Genomic DNA, 19,260 nt, shown 5'->3' with positions numbered 1-19,260 from the left:
ACCGAATATGAAAAAGATATTATTTATTTTGATTAGTATACCTTTTCTCTTTTTAGTTGCATGTACAGGAGAGGAAAAGGAGATCTATAGTGGAAATTCAAATGAACGCCTTACGGAGGAGGAAGAAGCATGCCGTAAAGATCTCCAGGGAGCAGAAAATGGATGGATAATGGAATATTTTCCGAATACCTCTTTATATGGAGGATATCAGTTGATTGTGTCGTTTGACGAGGACGGCATGGCCACGTTTTCAGCAGAGAAAGCAGTAAGTGGAGATAATACCCGGAAAGAATCCGGCATGTATACGTTAAAACACGAAAACGGGATATTATTGGCATTTGACACATATAATAAGATATTCCATAAATTCTCCGATCCGCAATTGGATGGAGTCGGATTCGGAGGTGATTATGAATTTTATATCATGGAGCATAATTCCAACCAGATCATGCTTAAAGGTAAGAAAACAAATCAAAGGATAGAGATGCGCAAACTGTCGTCGGACATTTCCTGGAGCGAATATTTGTCAGGCATAGATAAAATGGCATCGTTGGTGGATACCAAGTATCTGGACATGTTACTCAATGGAGAGTCGATAAGCATGTTAGCCAAAAGTTCATCTGCGCGCTGTTTTAATCTGTCTTATACGGTAAATGACAAGGTTGAAACGAAGCTGATGTCATTTATTCTCACAGCGGATGGAGCGAAGTGTGCCAATCCTGTAACTATTGGAGGTACAACCATAGAAAGTCTCAAATGGGATGATGCAGAGAGAAAACTTGTTTTCAAAGATGATAAAAATACAATTGAGATAGGCACTTTGCCTATCAATCGTATTTTTAATCAGACAACGGATACATGGTATTTTGCAAATAAGCGTAGTAGTACCCGCTTCCGTCAGTTGTGGAATAGTATGGTTTATATCATGAATAATGACTTTGCAACTACCTTTAATGACTTCTATCTTGGTTTATATACCAATCCATTTGAGCCGGAAACAAGTCTTCAGGCTATTCTGGCTGTTTGTAAGGAGAACATAGGAAGCGTGTATACTACTCAATATGAAGTAGTAGAAGGGACTGATGATCGAATTCGTATTCTTTGGAAGGGTTATGCCATGAGCGCGCAGTATTATTATAAATCATATGAACCGATAATAAGTTTCTTAACTAAAGAGAGTGAAAATGAGTTCATTATTGAGGCTGATAATAATATTTATCCTCAGGAAATAAAATTCACGAAGGTGTCTAATCCCAATCATTGGTTTATTATTTCAACGAAACAAGAAGCACATTAGCTATTATTCCGGTCACAAGTATGTGAAAGGATATCGGAAAGAGATTCAAAATAGACAAACTGACCTGTATCCGATGGCATATAATGATTAATAAAATCCTCAAGTGAAACTTTTACTGCTTTCCTTGGGGATTTTTCTTGTAGGATGCTTTGTCTATTAAAATATTCTTGTACATTTGCGGGAAACATAAACAAATAATATATACTACTATGTCCGGTACCCCCACTTGTGGAGTAACGATGAACTGTTTGGAATGTCCTAAGGCAGTGAACAATGCTATTATTCATGCTTCTCATCCGAGAGGGTTTCATAAGCCTGCTCAGAAGTGTGAGGAGAATCTCATCATTTTTTTACTCAAAGGTGAAATACTTGTTAATAGTCAGGAGTACGCCGGTACGATGATACATGCTGGTGAGTTTATTCTTCAGGCCATTGGTTCAAAACTGGAAATACTTGTCATGGCAGATGCCGAATGTGTGTGTTATAGTTTTAATAAACCTGAACTATTTTGTGAAGAACGATATAACCATGTCATGCATAAGGTAACTCCGCCTCTGATTTTCTCCCCATTAAAGATCGTACCCGAGTTGCTGCATTTTCTTGAGGGGTCTGCTACTTATTTGTCTAAAGAAAAAATTTGTCGTGAGCTATTGTCATTAAAGCGAAAAGAACTGGCCTTTATTCTTAGTTCTTATTATTCCGATTATGAGTTATCTACATTGGTACATCCGTTGTCTAAGTATACTACCAGTTTTCAATATTTTGTTCTCGAAAACCATGCTAAAGTAAAAACAGTGGAAGACTTCGCTCAGTTAGGAGGATATACTGTAACCACTTTCCGACGTATTTTTAATTCTGTATTTCATGAACCCGTCTATGAGTGGATGATGAAGCGTCGTAAAGAGGGAATCATCTATGATCTTCGTTATACGCAGGCTACTATATCTGAAATATGTTACCAATATGGTTTTGAGTCTCTACCTCATTTTTCCAATTTTTGCAAGAAGAACTTTGGTGCATCTCCCCGTAGCATACGTTCCGGACAAGAATGATAGCATTTCCTTATAGGGAATATACCCAAAAAGGGCATCGCTTCACAGCGACGCCCTGCCTAAATAGATGCCTGACAGTTTGCACACACGCTCGTGTGCTTTTCATAAAGATTTATCAGCTGCCGGCATCCTCTCTTACATAAGGGATGATAAAATTCTATTAACTATTAAATCAGAGTTATTTTTTGTGGCAATGGGCTTTATATTAATAGCTTTCATGCCTGTATTTTGTTTTCTTGTAACTGTTCACTGTTCCTCTTCTTGTGTACATTAATTCTTTTTAATACTCTCTATAATAACAATGGATGCAAATATTTCGGAAGGCGCTTGTTTTGTAAAACGAGAGCGTGTGACCGAAACATTATTCTAGACTGCGGTCCGACCAAGAACCTTCCTTCGAATAATGAGTCAGCCCACGCTCCCTTTATTTGTATATATACGAAAAAATCTATTTGCGCATAAAAAGCACAAATATAACATATATATGCAATAAAGGTTGCGGGACTTTCTCTGTGCCGAAGTTTGAGATGAAAATTGGTCGGTTTCAGTCTGGCACAAATATTTGTTCGCGCAACTAAAAAGATGCACTGTAATTTAGCTGTTTATGCATTGAATACGTGATACATCTTCTTTTCTTTTTGCAAATATAATGTATTAATAATTATTAAGCTTGTGATATTCTATTTATTTTCTTAATTCCTAAGAAAATTGGTTAAGTTTTTGTCTGAAACAGCCTCTAATAGGTGAAATGAAATGTTTTTTCGTTTTCTATTTCTTTGTAGAAAGAGGCGTTTCTTTGTGATTGTATTTTGCAGAAATTCTTCTATTATGTAATAACGAAAGTATATTACTTCTATTCTCAGTTCAAATTCTTTTAGATTATCAATCTTTTCGGATTAAGAAATAAAAATCCCCCACCTATTATTGGTGAGGGATTCTTCTGCTATTAATCAAATACTAAGTATTTAGTCTTTCAGTTTTGCAAGGATGAAATCACGATTCAGACGAGCAATGTTACTGATAGAGATGTTTTTCGGACATTCAGCCTCACAAGCACGAGTGTTTGTACAGTTACCGAATCCGAGCTCATCCATCTTAGACAACATAGCCTTCGCACGGCGTGCAGCCTCTACCTTACCTTGTGGAAGCAGATTCAACTGGCTAACCTTTGCTGAAACGAACAACATAGCCGAACCATTCTTACAAGCAGCTACACAAGCACCACAACCGATACATGCAGCAGCATCCATAGCTTCGTCAGCGATGTCCTTAGAGATAAGGATAGCGTTGGCATCCTGAGGAGCACCTGTGTTTATGCTTACGTAACCACCGGCCTGCATGATCTTGTCATAAGCGGAACGGTCTACCATAAGGTCGCGGATTACCGGGAAACCGGCAGAACGCCATGGTTCAACAGTGATTGTGTCACCGTCTTTGAAACGACGCATGTACATCTGGCAGGTAGTAGCACCTGTTGCAGGTCCGTGTGGGTGTCCATTAATGTACAGAGAGCACATACCACAGATACCTTCGCGGCAGTCATGGTCGAATACGATTGGTTCGCCACCGTCGTTAATAATTTGTTCGTTCAGAATATCCAGCATTTCGAGGAACGATGTGTCACCCGGGATATCTTTCATTTGGTATGTTTCAAAAGCACCTTTAGCTTTAGGGCTTTTCTGACGCCATACTTTTAGCGTGAATGATATATTTTTATCCATTTTTTGTTTTCCTTTAATTGATTAACCGAATTATGACTTGTAGTTACGAGTCTGAACTTTCACAAACTGATAGTTCAAATCTTCTTTGATCAATTCCGGTTCCGAATCTTCACCGGTGTATTTCCAGCAGGATACGTAAGAGAAGTTCTTATCGTCACGCAGTGCTTCGCCTTCCGGAGTCTGGTATTCTGTACGGAAGTGGCCACCGCAAGATTCTTCACGGTTCAAAGCGTCACGGGCCATTAACATACCTACTTCGATAAAGTCAATCAGACGAAGTGCTTTTTCAAGTTCTACGTTCAGTTCGTTTACATCACCCGGGATACGTACATTTGTCCAAAAGTCTTTCTTCACTTCCTGGATACCATTCAATGCTTTTTGCAGTGATTCTTTGGTACGAGCCATACCTACAAAATCCCACATAATGTGACCCAGTTTTTTGTGGATAGAGTCAACGGAGTGTTTACCGTTAACGGCTTTAATCTTTTGGATCTTCTCCTTAATAGCTTTCTCTGCTGCTGCAAACTCAGGCAGATCTGTAGAGAAGCGTGGAACCTGAATCTGATCGGCCAGGTAATTCTGGATTGTGTAAGGCAGTACGAAGTATCCGTCAGCCAGACCCTGCATCAAAGCAGATGCTCCCAGACGGTTGGCTCCGTGATCAGAGAAGTTAGCTTCGCCGATAGCAAACAGACCCGGGATAGAGGTCATCAATTCATAATCAACCCAGATACCACCCATTGTATAGTGAATAGCGGGGAATATCATCATCGGAGTTTTGTATGGGTTCTCGTCGGTGATTTCTTCGTACATGTCGAAGAGGTTACCATAACGGGCGCGAACCACATCTTCACCTAGACGGTCGATAGCATATTTGAAATCAAGGAATACAGCCAGACCGGTATTGTTTACACCGAAGCCGGCATCGCAACGTTCTTTGGCAGCACGTGATGCTACGTCACGAGGTACGAGGTTACCAAATGCAGGGTAACGACGTTCCAGGTAGAAGTCACGGTCTTCGTCAGGAATATCAGTTGGTTTCTTTGTTCCGGCTTGCAATGCTTTGGCATCTTCAATTTTCTTCGGAACCCAGATACGTCCGTCGTTACGGAGAGACTCAGACATCAGCGTCAGTTTAGACTGCTTGTCACCGTGTACGGGGATACAAGTCGGGTGAATCTGTGCGAAACATGGGTTAGCAAAATAAGCGCCTTTCTTGTAGCATTGGATAGCTACAGAGCCGTTGGAACCCATAGCGTTGGTAGAAAGGAAAAAAGCATTTCCGTAACCACCAGTACCGATTACTACGGCATGAGCTGCGAAGCGTTCGATTTCACCGGTTACAAGGTTACGGGCAATGATACCACGTGCACGTCCGTCGATGATGACGAGGTCAAGCATTTCATAACGAGTAAACAACTTGACAGTACCTTTTTGTACCTGACGGCTCAATGCTGAATAAGCACCTAACAACAACTGCTGTCCGGTCTGACCGCGGGCATAGAATGTACGTGATACCTGTGCACCACCGAATGAACGGTTGTCAAGTGTGCCACCGTAATCGCGGGCGAAAGGAACGCCTTGGGCTACACACTGGTCGATGATGGCATTAGACACTTCTGCCAGACGATAAACGTTGGCTTCGCGTGCACGATAGTCACCACCTTTGATTGTATCGTAGAAAAGACGGTATACGGAGTCACCGTCATTTTGATAGTTCTTAGCTGCATTGATACCACCCTGTGCAGCAATAGAGTGAGCACGACGGGGAGAATCCTGGATACAGAAGTTGAATACTCTGAATCCCATTTCGCCCAGAGAAGCGGCTGCAGATGCGCCGGCAAGTCCGGTACCTACAACGATAATGTCAAGACGACGTTTGTTGGCAGGATTTACAAGTTTTTGGTGAGCTTTATAGTTACTCCATTTTTCGGCTAACTGGCCTTCAGGAATTTTAGAATCTATTTGAGTCATAATGCTATTTACGATTTAATCAGTTACAATTATAAAATTTAGCAAGCGCCGCATGCCAACGATTTAACGAAGAATACGACTACTACCAGGGCAAAGCAGATGACAACGATAGTTGAATAAATGTTGGAGATACATTTCCAGCGATTGATCCATACTTTGTTGTTCCAGCCCAGTGACTGCATAGAACTCCAGAATCCGTGAGTAAGGTGGAACCAGAGAGCAGCAAGCCAAATGAGGTAAAGCACTACGTATACAGGATTAGAGAAGGTGTTGATAATGTGATAAACACCGTCAGCAGCATAAGTAGTGTCTACTACTGACCCCATGTTGTGCATCAATTCGGGGAGCTGCATCTTAGCCCAGAAGTTAAACAGATGAAGACCCAATCCAAGGATTACGATAAAGCCCAACACAAGCATGTTTTGTGAAGCCCATTCTACAGTTTTGGGTTTGTCTACTACGGCATAACGTTCATTACCGCGTGCTGCACGATTCTGCATTGTCAGCCAGAAAGCATAGATAATGTGAATCACGAAGAGGGCAGCCAGTCCTAAAGTCGCCACTAACGCGTACCAGTTTGCTCCCAGGAACTCACAAACCATGTTGTAACCCTCAGCCGAGATGATCGCAACAAGGTTCATCGCCATGTGAAACGTTAGAAACAGGACAAGGGCGATACCTGTAACGCTCATCACCACTTTCCTTCCTACAGATGAATTACTTAACCACATAAATGATTGATTTTAAATTATTTAATTGTTAGAACTATGATTTTTATTTTACGTGTCTACGTCTCTTCGTGCAAAAGTACAGGAAATACATTGATTAACCAAAGAATTAAAGAAATAATTCTTTAATGTATCCACGTGTCAATGTACTGGTTAGCTTGTGTTGTTATGGTGAAATTAACCGATATGTCAACTATTCTTTCTTGCTGATCTTCTCGCCTTGGGCGGCACGTGATCGAAGAGCACGGGGAGAATCACCAAAAGAGGCTTTACAGAAGTGAGCAAAATGTGATAAAGAATCGAAGCCATAACGAGTGCTGATGTCGGTGATTCGTTCTTTGGTGTGTTGCAGATCGTCAAGAATCCCTTCACGTTTTTTATCGAGTATCCATTCGTATACCGGTACACCATACAGGTTTCTGAAAAGGCGGCGAAAAGTTGTGACAGTATATCCACCCAGATGGGCAAACTCTTCTACATTTTTGACTTTCCCATAGTTTTGCATAACGAAATATTGGAAACTTTCAGTATAGGTACTGATAGGATAGAAGAAACTGGCGAGTTGTGGCTGGGGATAATAACAAGTGAGAAGGAATACGAGTTCCTGGCACTTCAAATCAATAAAAGGACCACAGGAGATACCTTCCGTCAGGTATTCACTAAGGCTGGTTATAAGGTCGTTAAGGCGGGAATTCATCATTAAAGGAGTATAAGTCAACGGAGCTTCGGCGCCATTCAGAATTTCGCGATAATGGTCTTCGCATATTTGTGGAAGTTCGTTGAACCAATAAACAATGTATTCCACCTCTGTCAATGCTAATATTTCAATTTTAGAACCAATGGCCTGAAGAATAAATTGTCCGGAGTGCAAGCTGGTACCGGGATATTCCTGGCTATTTACGAGTAGTTCGCCTTTTATCATGAATATCATACAGTTCTGTGTACATTTATCGGCAGGGAAGTGTTGTCCTCTGGGAAAACTCCGGTAGACAAGTGTACTTTCAGCTGCTTTGGGACACTGTGCACAGTTGGTGAATCTTTTACAAGAACTGTTTTTTATCATGAATTAAATAAGGACATGTTATTGGTTAAGGGAACAAAGATATTATTTTTTTTATGAATACTCAATGTTTTTGCTATATCTTTGTCCAATCTAATAAGTAAGAATACGATGAGAAAATTTGTGATTATCTGTGTTTCGATGTTCTGTATAATAGGCGCTCAGGCACAAAATTGGGATATAAACACGTTGCATAAAATAAACAGTATGGATGGGAAGTTTGTGCGAAATTATAGCAAGGTATTTTCTCGTTCGGCACCTTATATTTCGGTAGGTGTACCTGTGGCTATGGCTATTTATGCAGGTATAGGAAAGGATAAAGAACTATTGAAAGATGCTGTATATATTGGGACAAGTGTTGCTGAAGCAGTAGTATTAACCTATGGTATAAAACATTTGGTGGGGCGTGAACGGCCTTATGACCGTTACCCGGGACGGGTACATCCGTACAGTACGGAGAGTAGTCCTTCTTTTCCGTCCAGTCATACGTCGGCAGCTTTTTCATTGGCTACATCGTTGAGTATCAAGTATCCTAAATGGTATGTGATTGCTCCATCGGCCCTTTGGGCTTGTTCGGTGGGATTTTCACGAATGAATGAGGGTGTGCATTATCCTTCGGATGTAATAGCAGGTGCGGTGATCGGTACTGGTTGTGCGGTGGTCAATGTATATGTAAATCGTTGGCTGAACACCTGGTTGTTTGGTGAGAAGAAGAAAACTCCCGGATTGGTATATTAAAAAAAACTGCTAATTTATTGATAATCAGTGTTTATAAGAGTGTGCGTTTTTGATATGCAAGAGTGTACACCTTTATATAATAAGAATGTACACTCTTGTTTTATAAAAGTGTACATTCTTGCAAACGTCTCTTCACGTTCTTATTTATTTCAGCATTTGCTCGTATTCCTTCGATTTCAATATTTCCAGTGCCCGTTCTACACTTTTGTTTGTTTTATTCATCACTTGGAAATATTCATTCATATCCCATAAATCACGGGCTATCAATGCTTTTAATTGTGTTTTGATCAACGGCAGAGCTTTGTTATATTGTTCTTCATTGAACTCAATCTTCTCCTGTTCTGCCATGTCACGCATCATTTTCAACAATTCATCATCTACCTCAAACTTTTCATTGAAGGTTTCAAATTTCTTGTATTGGTTTGTGAGCTCTTTGCGATACTTCTCGATATACTTCATGGTTAATTTAATGATAACTCCTTTGGCTACAAGATTACGATGGTAATCTGTATAAAGAGTGGTGTCAATCGGAACAAAGTAATCGGGCATGATACCACCACCACCGTAAACGGTACGTCCCAGTTTCTTGGTCTGGCATTTTAGTGAATCGGGGAAGTGGATGCTGTCTGCATTCATTAATTCGCCGCGGTTGAAGCGGTCTATTAAATCCTGATTGTACCGTTTTTGGTTACTTTCATCGCTGTTATTTCTGCCTGAGAGTTTAGTATCTACTGTACTTTCATAGGGTTTTTGAATGCAACGACCGGCGGGTGTATAATATCGGGCGATAGTCAGACGGATCATAGAACCGTCCGGTAGGTCGATGGGGCGTTGCACCAGTCCTTTACCGAAAGAACGACGGCCTACAACTACTCCTCTGTCCCAGTCCTGAATAGCTCCGGTCACGATTTCACTGGCCGATGCAGAATATTCATCTACTAATACCACCAAGCGTCCTTTGCGGAAATTTCCTGTACCCTTAGCAAAGAATTCACTACGCTGTGCAGTACGTCCCTCTGTATATACAATCAGTTCCTTCTCTCCCAGGAATTCATTTGCCAAGTCAATGGCTGCATTCAGATAACCGCCTCCGTTGCCTTGCAGGTCGAGGATAAGGTCTTTCATTCCTTTCTTTTGCAGTTCCTTCATTGCCGTAAGGAACTCCTCGGCTGTGGTAGCTCCAAAACGGTTGATACGGATGTAACCTGTTTTGGGTTCAATCATATAAGCAGCATCCAGACTGAGAATAGGGATTTTATCCCGCTTTACGGTGAAAAGTAATGGGTCTTTCACACCCCGGCGGATGATGGTCAGGTTTACTTCTGAATCTTTTGGCCCACGGAGGCGGGCCATGATATCTTCCGTACTCATTTTTACACCTGCAATCGCTGTGTCGTTCACAGCTACAATACGGTCACCGGCAAGAATGCCTACTTTCTCAGAAGGACCATTGCTGACGGGTTGTACAACCAGCAATGTGTCTTCAATCATCTGGAATTGGACCCCGATACCTTCAAAATTACCTTGTAGAGGCTCGTTCATTTTCTTCACCTCTTCGGCATCCGAGTAGGTGGAGTGAGGATCGAGTTGTGCGAGCATCTTAACGATGGCTTCTTCTACGAGCTTATCTTCGTCTACTTTGTCTACATAAAGGTTGGCGATAGCAAATTCGGCCATTTGAAGCTTGCGCATGGCAGGCGTACCAAAGTTTTGTGCCTGTGCTGTAATAGCCCACAGGCAGGCTAAAAGGATATATAGTTTCTTCATCATCTTAATTTACTTAATCACTCATCATTAATCAATTTCCATTCCTTCAGGAATGAACATGCTGATGTCTTTATTATAGCTAAGAAGTTCGCGTACAATTGTAGAACTGATACAGGTAAGTTCCGGTTCGGTGAAAAGCAAAATAGTTTCTATGCCTGCTAACTTTCGGTTGATGTCCGCGATGGTCTCTTCGTATTCAAAGTCTTTTACCGTACGTATGCCACGGACTATAAACTGAGCGTCTACTTGCTGCGCAAAGTCAATGGTCAGGCAATCATAAGACATCACTTTAATTCGCGGCTCGTTCTTGTAAAGCTTCTGAATCATCTCTACACGTTTCTCAATCGGGAAATAAGTGTTTTTATTTTCATTGATACCTATTCCTATAGTTACTTCGTCCATAAAAGTCAATGCACGTGTAACTATCGAATAATGTCCGATAGTAAACGGGTCGAACGTGCCCGGAAAAATAGCTCTTCTCATGTGTTGTTTTATGCTATATCTTCTTCTATAACCAGATTGTCTATAATAAAGTTTTGTCGTTCCATTGTATTTTTACCCATGTAGAACTCAAGCAGTTCTTTTACCAAGTCGGTCTTACGCAGTGAAACCTGCTCCAGGCGCATGTCTTTGCCAATGAAGTGTTTGAATTCATCCGGAGAGATTTCTCCTAAACCTTTGAATCGGGTGATTTCCGGATTAGGATTCAACTCTTTGATGGCTCTTTGGCGTTCCTCATCACTGTAGCAATACAACGTTTTTTTCTTGTTGCGTACACGGAACAGAGGTGTTTGCAAGATGTAAACATGTCCTTTCTTTATCAGATCCGGGAAGAACTGAAGGAAAAAAGTGATAAGCAACAAGCGGATGTGCATACCGTCCACATCGGCATCTGTAGCTACAATTACTTTGTTGTAGCGTAATCCCTCTATGCCATCCTCAATGTTGAGGGCAGCTTGCAATAGGTTGAACTCTTCGTTTTCGTATACCACTTTCTTGGTTAACCCGAATGAATTAAGAGGTTTACCACGAAGACTAAATACGGCTTGTGTATTCACGTCACGGCTTTTAGTGATAGAGCCACTTGCCGAATCTCCCTCGGTAATGAAGATACAAGAGTCTTCTTCCAGGCCTTTGCCTTTCGGATCATTTAGGTGGATGCGGCAGTCACGTAATTTACGATTGTGTAAGTTTGCTTTTTTAGCACGTTCGCGAGCCAGTTTGGTTACACCGGCTATGGCTTTACGCTCTTTTTCAGAGTCCTGTATTTTTTGAAGCATGATTTCTGCCACATCTCCGTGTTTATGCAGAAAGTTGTCTACTTCTTGTTTAACGAAGTCACCAACAAACTTATTTACTGTTACGCCACCAGGTGACATATTGGTAGAACCCAGTTTGATTTTAGTCTGACTCTCGAACATCGGTTCTTCAACGTTGACCGCGATAGCAGCTACCAGCCCATTGCGTATATCCGTATAGTCCTGATTTTTATTGTAAAATTCTTTAATGGTTCGTGCTATATGTTCCTTAAAAGCACTTTGGTGCGTACCACCTTGTGTGGTATGCTGGCCGTTGACGAATGAATAATACTCTTCACCGTACTGGCCTGTATGTGTAAAGGCTATTTCAATGTCTTCTCCTTTGAGGTGTATAATCGGGTAAAGTCCGTTGGCAGTCATATTATCGTTCAGAAGATCTACAAGACCATTTCGTGACACGATGCGCTGTCCGTTATAGATAATTGCAAGTCCGGTGTTGAGGTAGGTATAGTTGCGCAACATCGTTTCGATGAATTCGGGGCGGAAACTATAGCCTAAGAATAGGGTAGCATCCGGTTCGAAGAAAATATAAGTTCCATTTTCCTCTTCCGTATCCTGTGTTTCGTCTGTCAGCAGATCACCTTTGGAGAAAGTGGCAATACGCACTTTTCCTTCTCGATAACTGCGTACTTCAAAACGTGAGCTTAGTGCATTGACTGCTTTTACACCGACACCGTTCAGTCCGACACTCTTTTTGAAAGCCTTACTGTCATATTTTCCACCGGTATTCAGCATACTGACTGCTTCAATCAGCTTTCCTTGTGGAATACCTCGTCCATAGTCGCGTACGCTAACACGGAGATTCTCTTCGACAATAATTTCTATCTTTTTGCCGGCTTGCATCTTGAACTCGTCGATACTGTTGTCTAACACTTCTTTCAAAAGGACATAGATTCCGTCCTCGGCATGTGCGCCGTCGCCCAACTTCCCGATGTACATACCGGGACGCGTGCGGACATGCTCCATGTCGCTCAGATGACGGATGTTGTCGTCTGTGTATTCTACTGGATTGTTGTCTACAGGTATCAGCTCGTTCTCTTCCATAAATAATAATTTTTTAATATGCTATTATATCAATGTACCATTGACATAGTAGTACATTGACACATTATTCTATCTTTTTTGTAAACGCGCGACGACGTTTATGTTGTTCCGTTTTGAAGTATTCCCACTGAGCTTGTACTTTCCCGTTCATCTCCAACTCAGGGTTGCTTTCTGCAAAGATAAAACCTAATTTTTGATAAACCGGAATTAAATCGGAAAATAACAATGCGTTAACACCTTTATTTTGATACTCCGGTTTCACGGCTACAAGCAACAAATCAAGCATTTTTGCCCGGCGTTTCATAAACAAGGCCTTTAATAAATAGTACCAGCCAAAGGGTAACAAACGGCCATGAGATTTTTGCAAAGCCTCTGAAAGTGAGGGCATTGAAATACCTACCGCAATTAACTGATCATCGGCATCTGTGATAAGCGTTACCATACGCAAGTCAACAATCGGGAGATACATCTTCACATATTGGTCTATCTGACGTTGTGATAAAGGTGAGTAACCGTACAACGGACTATAAGCTTCGTTCATTAATTCAAAAATGGCTTGTCCGTACTCGGCAGCGATTTTTTTGGATGAACTGTATTTTTTTATTTTGAGATTATATTTTCTTTGGATAAGTTCAGAGATACGTTTGTGTTTGTCCGGTATGGCATCCGGAATGTAGATTTTATATTCCACCCAATCGGCATCTTTCTCATATCCCAGTTTTTCCATGTGTTGCGGATAGTAGGGATAGTTGTAAATAGTTGCCATCGTACTGAGCTGGTCATATCCTTCTATGAGCATCCCTTCTGCATCGAAGTCAGTAAATCCTAAAGGTCCCTGGATATGCGTCATGCCTTTGGCTTTTCCCCACTCTTCTACCGTTTTCAGTAGAGCAGAAGAAACCTCAGGATCGTCAATAAAGTCAATCCAACCAAAGCGCACGTCTTTCTTATTCCATTTCTCGTTGGCTTTGTGGTTGATGATAGCGGCAACACGTCCTACCAGTTTATTATCTTTGTAGGCCAGAAAATATTCAGCTTCACAAAATTCAAATGCCGCGTTTTTCTTTTTATTGAATGTGTTGAGCATATCGTCGAAAAGATCGGGAACAGAATAAGGATTGCCCTTGTACATTTCATAATTGAAACGAATAAACTTTTTTAGCTCTTTCTTTCCGGATACTCTTTTAATTGTAATAGCCATAATTTGTATTTATTTGAGTTGCAAAGATACGTGATAATCTTTAAATTACAACGTGTGAGCTGCAAACTCTTTCTCTGTCAGTATTACTTTTTTGAGTGCTTTCCACCCGGGGAGGTACGTAAGGTGATGGTTCTATCGAACTGATGTTGTATTTAGCGGTATTGTGTTGATTTGTAGACATGGTGTCCTGGTTTGTGACTTGTCTCCAATAGTGCAAAAAGTGTCTCCAATAATGCGTCTGTTATCAGAGGACATTTTTGGCATAGGATGGAGCTTGGGTGTCTGCAACTTGCTTTATATTTGTGACGGTTAAAACTAAAAAATGTGCTATGAAAGACAATTCCAGTTAGCTTCCGGATGCTATCATATTATTATTTTTTTGAGTTCTTATTTTATATAAATAACTCGTGTGAATAATATTAACACCTTACAATATAACTTTAAATTTATGGATATCAAATTAAAATTGAAGCATCTGCTTCTTATGTTGTTTCTATTGAACATGGGAATATTGAATGCACAACAGAAAATCAAGGTGACAGGTCAGATTGTCGACAATAATCAAGAGGCGATTATTGGTGCAAATGTTCTTATTAAAGGGACTACCATTGGTACTATTACTGACTTTAATGGTAATTTCACACTGGATGCCAATATCGGTTCCGTATTAAATGTAACTTATTTGGGATATGTTCCGCAAGAGGTCACTGTCACTGCACAGCAGCCTATGGTTATTACTCTGAAAGAAAATGCCCAGGAGTTGAATGAAGTTGTTGTGGTAGGTTATGGTACGCAGAAAAAGATCTCTACGATTGGGGCACAGTCGGGTATTAAAGTTGTGTCCGAATTGAAACAGCCCGTAGCCAATCTTTCTACTGTTTTGGCTGGCCGTGTTTCAGGTATTGTAGGATTACAACAGACCGGTGAACCGGGAAATGATGCTGCGAATATTTGGGTACGTGGTATTGCTACTTTAGGAGGTACGTCTCCTTTGATTCTGGTAGACGGTGTAGAGCGTTCCATGGATGACTTGAATCCGGAAGATATCGAATCCTTCTCTATTTTGAAAGATGCTTCTGCTACGGCTGTATATGGTGTACGTGGTGCAAACGGTGTTATCATTATTACAACGAAAAATGGTGAAATCGGTAAACCTCGTATTCGTGCGGAATATACTTATGGTTTCACCCGTTTTACTAAGTTACCGGAATTGGCCGATGGTATTACTTATATGCAATGCGCCAATGAAGCTGCTACAACCCGTGGTAAAGATCCTCTGTTTTCTGCAGAAAAGATCGGAATGACTGCTTCTGGTCTGGATCCTTATTTATATCCGAATGTAGATTGGTATGATCAGATTTTTAATGATTGGGGGCATAACCAACGTGTTTCTGTCAATGTAAATGGCGGTTCTGAAAATGTTCAGTACTATGTATCTCTGTCTTATTATGACGAAGCAGGTTTGTTTAAGGTAGACAATATGCAGGATTATAAGTCGGAGATAAAATACTCCCGTTATAACTTTAACTCCAGTTTGAATATGAAGGTGACCCCTACTACAAACCTCAAACTTAACATTAAAGGAAATATGGCGGATAAGAACTCACCTTATGTGAAGTCTGACGATATCTTTTCTGCTGTATTCCGGATTCCGGCTATTCAGATGCCTGTAATTTATCCGGGTGATAGAGTTCCGTTTCTTTCTACCGGTGGTGGTTTGATGAATCCACTTGCTGAATTGACTAAGAAAGGATATAGAAGTACGACTCACAGTAAGGTAATGGCTGATTTGAGTCTGGAACAAAAATTGGATTTCATCACAAAAGGATTATCTTTCAAGGGTATGTTTGCTTATGATATTGAGAACAAAACATACCTGAACAGAACGCGTAGTTATAATACATACTGGGCTGATTCTCGTGATGAGAATGGGGAATTAATTATTGTACAGCAAGGTAACTCTGTTGATGAGTATTTAAAGCTGGAACGGGGTACGGATAAAAACCAGCGTAAATATTATATGGAAGCGGCTCTGAATTATAATAGAACCTTTGCTGATGCCCACACTGTTACCGGTATGCTTCTTTTCAATAGAAGTGATCGTTCGGATTTGAACTCGAATTCTTTGACTTACTCACTGCCTTATCGTTCACAGGGTTTGGCCGGGCGTGCTACTTATTCGTTCAAAGATCGCTATATGGCAGAAGTGAACTTTGGTTATAATGGTTCTGAGAACTTTACTCCGGGTAAACGTTATGGTTTCTTTCCTTCATTTGGTGCCGGTTGGGTTGCTTCCAATGAGCCTTGGTTTGAACCGGTTTCAGATGTTATCAGTTTGTTGAAAATACGTGCTTCTTATGGTCAGGTAGGTAGTGACCAGATTAAAATAGGTGATACCACTTATCGTTTTGGTTTTTTGTCCGAAATGAGTTCTTCCAGTAATGTATATCAGTTTGGACTTCCTAATAATACGTATGGTGTGACGGGAGGAAAAGATGTTTCCAAGTATGCCGTAAATGTGGGATGGGAAGTTTCTACAAAAGCCAACCTCGGATTGGACTTGGAGTTGTTCCGGGGGGATCTTACTTTAAACTTTGATGTGTTTAAAGAAAGACGTGAAGATATCTTTATACAGCGTCAGTCTATACCTGCAACAGCCGGAATTAATGTAGTTGTTACCGGTAATCTGGGTATTGTAGAGAATAAAGGTTTTGAGGTGAATGCCGATTTTAATAAGAGATTCGGTGACTTTATCTGGGGAGTAAAAGGAAATCTGAGTTATAACAAGAATAAGATCATTGAAGACGATACTCCTTCCAAACCTTATCCATGGATGGAGAGTCGTGGAACTTCTGTTGGTCAGCGTTTAGGATATATCTGTGATGGCTTCTATACAGACGATGATATCAATAATCCGGATGTAGCGAAAACGGTAGAACCTGTAATGGCTGGTGATTTGAAATATCGTGATTTGAATGGCGATAATGTTATTGATGATTATGACAAAACTTATATTGGCAAAGGTACCGTTCCGAATATCGTATATGGTTTTGGTACTACTGCCGAATGGAAAGGATTCTCTTTAGGTGCGTTCTTCCAGGGTGTAGGTAGCTGTGATATTTTTATGAATGGTACAGACTTTGTTCCTTTTGAGAATGCTACCGCCAGAGGTAATCTTTTCTCTAACATCACTGACCGTTGGACGGAAAATAATCCAAGACAAGATGCCCTTTATCCCCGTTTGGCGATAAGCGGAACAAATCAGAACTATGCAACAAGCGATCACTGGATTAAAAATGGTGCATTCCTTCGTTTGAAAACATTAGACTTCGGCTATACGATTCCTAAAACAATAACCAGTAAGTGGCATATTTCTAATTTACGTTTTTATGTACTCGCTACCAATGTTTTCACTATCTCTGGCTTTGATATGTGGGATCCGGAACTTGGTAACGGTACCGGTACTAAATATCCTAATATCAGTACCTATAGTTTAGGTTTGTCATTCCAATTTTAAATAAAACAAAAGATATGAAGATGAAAAGATATATTATAGCTTGTTTATTAGCAGGTTCAGGGGCATTGATGACTTCTTGTGGCGATTACCTGGATATTGTGCCCGATAATGTGATATCTCTGGAAGAAATATTCAAAACACGTAAAGGAGCAGAAGAGTTTCTAAATACAGCCTATGCCACTCTTCCACGGGAGTGGGACCCAACCGACGGTTGTGCTGCTATTTGTGATGAGATGGATTTTCCCTGGGCTGAATATGAGGAGAACTCTATCAATGAGGGAGGTATGAGTCCTTCAAAAGGATGGAGACAGAAATGGGGTGGTTATTATAAGGCCATTCGTACGGCTGCTACTTTTATCTCTCATATAGATATGTGTCAGGATGTTAACATTACCGACAAACTGAAAGCACAATATAAGGCAGAAGCCCGTTTCTTGCGTGCTTACTATTACTTTTGCATTTTCCGTTGGTATGGCCCGTTTGTAATTATGCCTGAAGTAGAGGTAGACGTAGATGGTTCTATTGATGAAATGAGTATTCCGCGTAGTAGTGTGGATGAGTGTGTACAGTATATTTATAATGAACTGGAGAAAGCATGTAATGAAGGTTTGCCTGATTGGTATGAAGAATCTACAGACTATGGTCGTGCTACTATAACTGCGGCACGGGCTATTCAGTCTCGTCTGTTGCTTTATGCTGCCAGCCCTCTGTATAATGGTAACACTGATTATGCTAATTTCAAAGATCAGGATGGCAACCAGTTGGTAAATCAGACGTATAGTGATAAAAAATGGCAAGATGCAGCTAAAGCGTCGAAAGCCTTTATTGACCGTTATACAGATCGTTTTGCTCTGTATACGGAAAATAAAGAAGACGGTAGTATTGACCCATATGCCTCGTATCAACAGCTTTTCCTGACAGGATGGAATAATGAGATAATCTGGGCACGTAACAACTGTTCTTTCTGGTCTTTTGAGGCAAATGCTCCCCGGTTCTGTAACGGATGGTCTGGCTGGGACCCTACCCAGAATATTGTGGATGACTATTTTACGTCTAAAGGCTTGCCTATCTCAGATGAACCTTATGCAGACAAGGATCCTGACTACACTACTGAAGGAACTTGTGCCACAACAATAGGTTATGCTCCTAAAGGAACTTCCAATATGTATGTGAATCGTGAATCGCGTTTTTATGTATCTATCTGTTTTGACAACAGTAAATGGGTAGCTACAAAGAATGCAGCAACCTGCGAACTTTATTTTGGAGGAAATACAGGACATACAGGTAAAACTCGTAACTATTCTACAACCGGATATATTCTTCGAAAATACAGTAATCCTTCGGTAGACTGGAAAAATAGTCAGAATGTGTCCAATCGGCAACAGGCTCTTTTCCGTTTGGCAGAGATTTATCTGAATTATGCCGAAGCTCTCAATGAATGTGAAGCGAGAGATGTGGATGAGGTTTTGAAGTATGTGAATAAAGTTCGTGAACGTGCGGGCCTTCCGGGGTATGGTGATGGTCCTGAATTTATCATGCTGAAATCAAAAGAGAAAGAAGCCATCAGAGAGTTGATTCGTCGGGAACGTCGCATCGAATTGGCTTTTGAAAATCATCGCTTCTATGATGTACGTCGCTGGAAGATAATGGAAGAAACGGACAAATGTATTTATGGGCTGAATATTTCCGCCACCCGTCCTTTGTTCTATCAGGTGATAAAGACAGAAGATCGTCCTCATGATTTCAAATACTATTTATGGCCTATTCCACAGAGCGAGATTTATAAGAATAAGCGTCTGGTACAAAATCCGGGATGGCAGGCTATTGACTAATAAATTCCAA

The 19,260-nt window shown here is 40.8% G+C and carries 13 protein-coding genes; 5 read left to right on the top strand and 8 right to left on the bottom strand.

Annotated features, from left to right (window positions below; all coding sequences use genetic code 11):
- Window positions 1–7: 7 nt before the first annotated feature.
- Window positions 8–1,297 carry a DUF4302 domain-containing protein gene (locus K8P02_RS17805; protein ID WP_025866860.1) on the top strand — a complete coding sequence of 430 codons (1,290 nt, stop codon included), beginning with the start codon at window positions 8–10 and terminating at the stop codon, window positions 1,295–1,297.
- A 209-nt stretch (window positions 1,298–1,506) separates the two neighbouring features.
- On the top strand, window positions 1,507–2,349 hold the full coding sequence (locus K8P02_RS17800) for a helix-turn-helix transcriptional regulator (protein ID WP_007482950.1): 843 nt from the start codon (window positions 1,507–1,509) through the stop codon (window positions 2,347–2,349).
- Window positions 2,350–3,314: 965 nt separating this feature from the next.
- Here the strand turns inward: K8P02_RS17800 and K8P02_RS17795 are convergent.
- The 4 genes from K8P02_RS17795 to K8P02_RS17780 all read right to left on the bottom strand — a co-directional run bounded on the left by K8P02_RS17795 (window position 3,315) and on the right by K8P02_RS17780 (window position 7,835).
- Complete coding sequence (locus K8P02_RS17795; RefSeq protein ID WP_025866861.1) at window positions 3,315–4,070, bottom strand: succinate dehydrogenase/fumarate reductase iron-sulfur subunit; 756 nt, start codon at window positions 4,068–4,070, stop codon at window positions 3,315–3,317.
- 30 nt (window positions 4,071–4,100) lie between these two features.
- Window positions 4,101–6,044, bottom strand: a complete 1,944-nt coding sequence (locus K8P02_RS17790; protein ID WP_007482946.1) for a fumarate reductase/succinate dehydrogenase flavoprotein subunit — start codon at window positions 6,042–6,044, stop codon at window positions 4,101–4,103.
- A 38-nt stretch (window positions 6,045–6,082) separates the two neighbouring features.
- Complete coding sequence (locus tag K8P02_RS17785) at window positions 6,083–6,775, bottom strand: fumarate reductase (RefSeq protein ID WP_025866862.1); 693 nt, start codon at window positions 6,773–6,775, stop codon at window positions 6,083–6,085.
- Between the two features lie 190 nt (window positions 6,776–6,965).
- Entirely contained in the window at window positions 6,966–7,835 is an 870-nt protein-coding gene (locus K8P02_RS17780) for a helix-turn-helix transcriptional regulator (protein ID WP_002558381.1), read from the bottom strand.
- 108 nt (window positions 7,836–7,943) lie between these two features.
- Here K8P02_RS17780 and K8P02_RS17775 point away from each other — a divergent pair, with 108 nt between their 5' ends.
- On the top strand, window positions 7,944–8,570 hold the full coding sequence (locus tag K8P02_RS17775; protein WP_122201431.1) for a phosphatase PAP2 family protein: 627 nt from the start codon (window positions 7,944–7,946) through the stop codon (window positions 8,568–8,570).
- A 144-nt stretch (window positions 8,571–8,714) separates the two neighbouring features.
- Here the strand turns inward: K8P02_RS17775 and K8P02_RS17770 are convergent, their stop codons facing one another.
- From K8P02_RS17770 to K8P02_RS17755, 4 genes are all read right to left on the bottom strand, one after another.
- On the bottom strand, window positions 8,715–10,340 hold the full coding sequence (locus K8P02_RS17770) for a S41 family peptidase (RefSeq protein ID WP_182416623.1): 1,626 nt from the start codon (window positions 10,338–10,340) through the stop codon (window positions 8,715–8,717).
- 24 nt (window positions 10,341–10,364) lie between these two features.
- On the bottom strand, window positions 10,365–10,820 hold the full coding sequence (gene coaD, locus K8P02_RS17765; protein ID WP_002558377.1) for a pantetheine-phosphate adenylyltransferase: 456 nt from the start codon (window positions 10,818–10,820) through the stop codon (window positions 10,365–10,367).
- 8 nt (window positions 10,821–10,828) lie between these two features.
- On the bottom strand, window positions 10,829–12,700 hold the full coding sequence (locus K8P02_RS17760) for a DNA topoisomerase IV subunit B (protein ID WP_002558376.1): 1,872 nt from the start codon (window positions 12,698–12,700) through the stop codon (window positions 10,829–10,831).
- Window positions 12,701–12,764: 64 nt separating this feature from the next.
- The gene (locus K8P02_RS17755) at window positions 12,765–13,901 is read right to left on the bottom strand and encodes a hypothetical protein (RefSeq protein ID WP_002558375.1); all 1,137 of its coding nucleotides are present in this window, start codon (window positions 13,899–13,901) and stop codon (window positions 12,765–12,767) included.
- A 448-nt stretch (window positions 13,902–14,349) separates the two neighbouring features.
- Between K8P02_RS17755 and K8P02_RS17750 the strand changes: the two genes are divergently transcribed.
- Both K8P02_RS17750 and K8P02_RS17745 read left to right on the top strand, forming a co-directional pair.
- Entirely contained in the window at window positions 14,350–17,418 is a 3,069-nt protein-coding gene (locus K8P02_RS17750) for a SusC/RagA family TonB-linked outer membrane protein (RefSeq protein ID WP_223381604.1), read from the top strand.
- A 20-nt stretch (window positions 17,419–17,438) separates the two neighbouring features.
- Entirely contained in the window at window positions 17,439–19,250 is a 1,812-nt protein-coding gene (locus tag K8P02_RS17745) for a RagB/SusD family nutrient uptake outer membrane protein (protein WP_223381602.1), read from the top strand.
- Window positions 19,251–19,260 lie beyond the last annotated feature (10 nt).

This window comes from Bacteroides nordii (assembly GCF_019930665.1).
Taxonomy (GTDB): domain Bacteria; phylum Bacteroidota; class Bacteroidia; order Bacteroidales; family Bacteroidaceae; genus Bacteroides; species Bacteroides nordii.
Note: the sequence above shows the minus strand (reverse complement) of the source record. Positions and strands in the feature narration are given on the sequence as shown.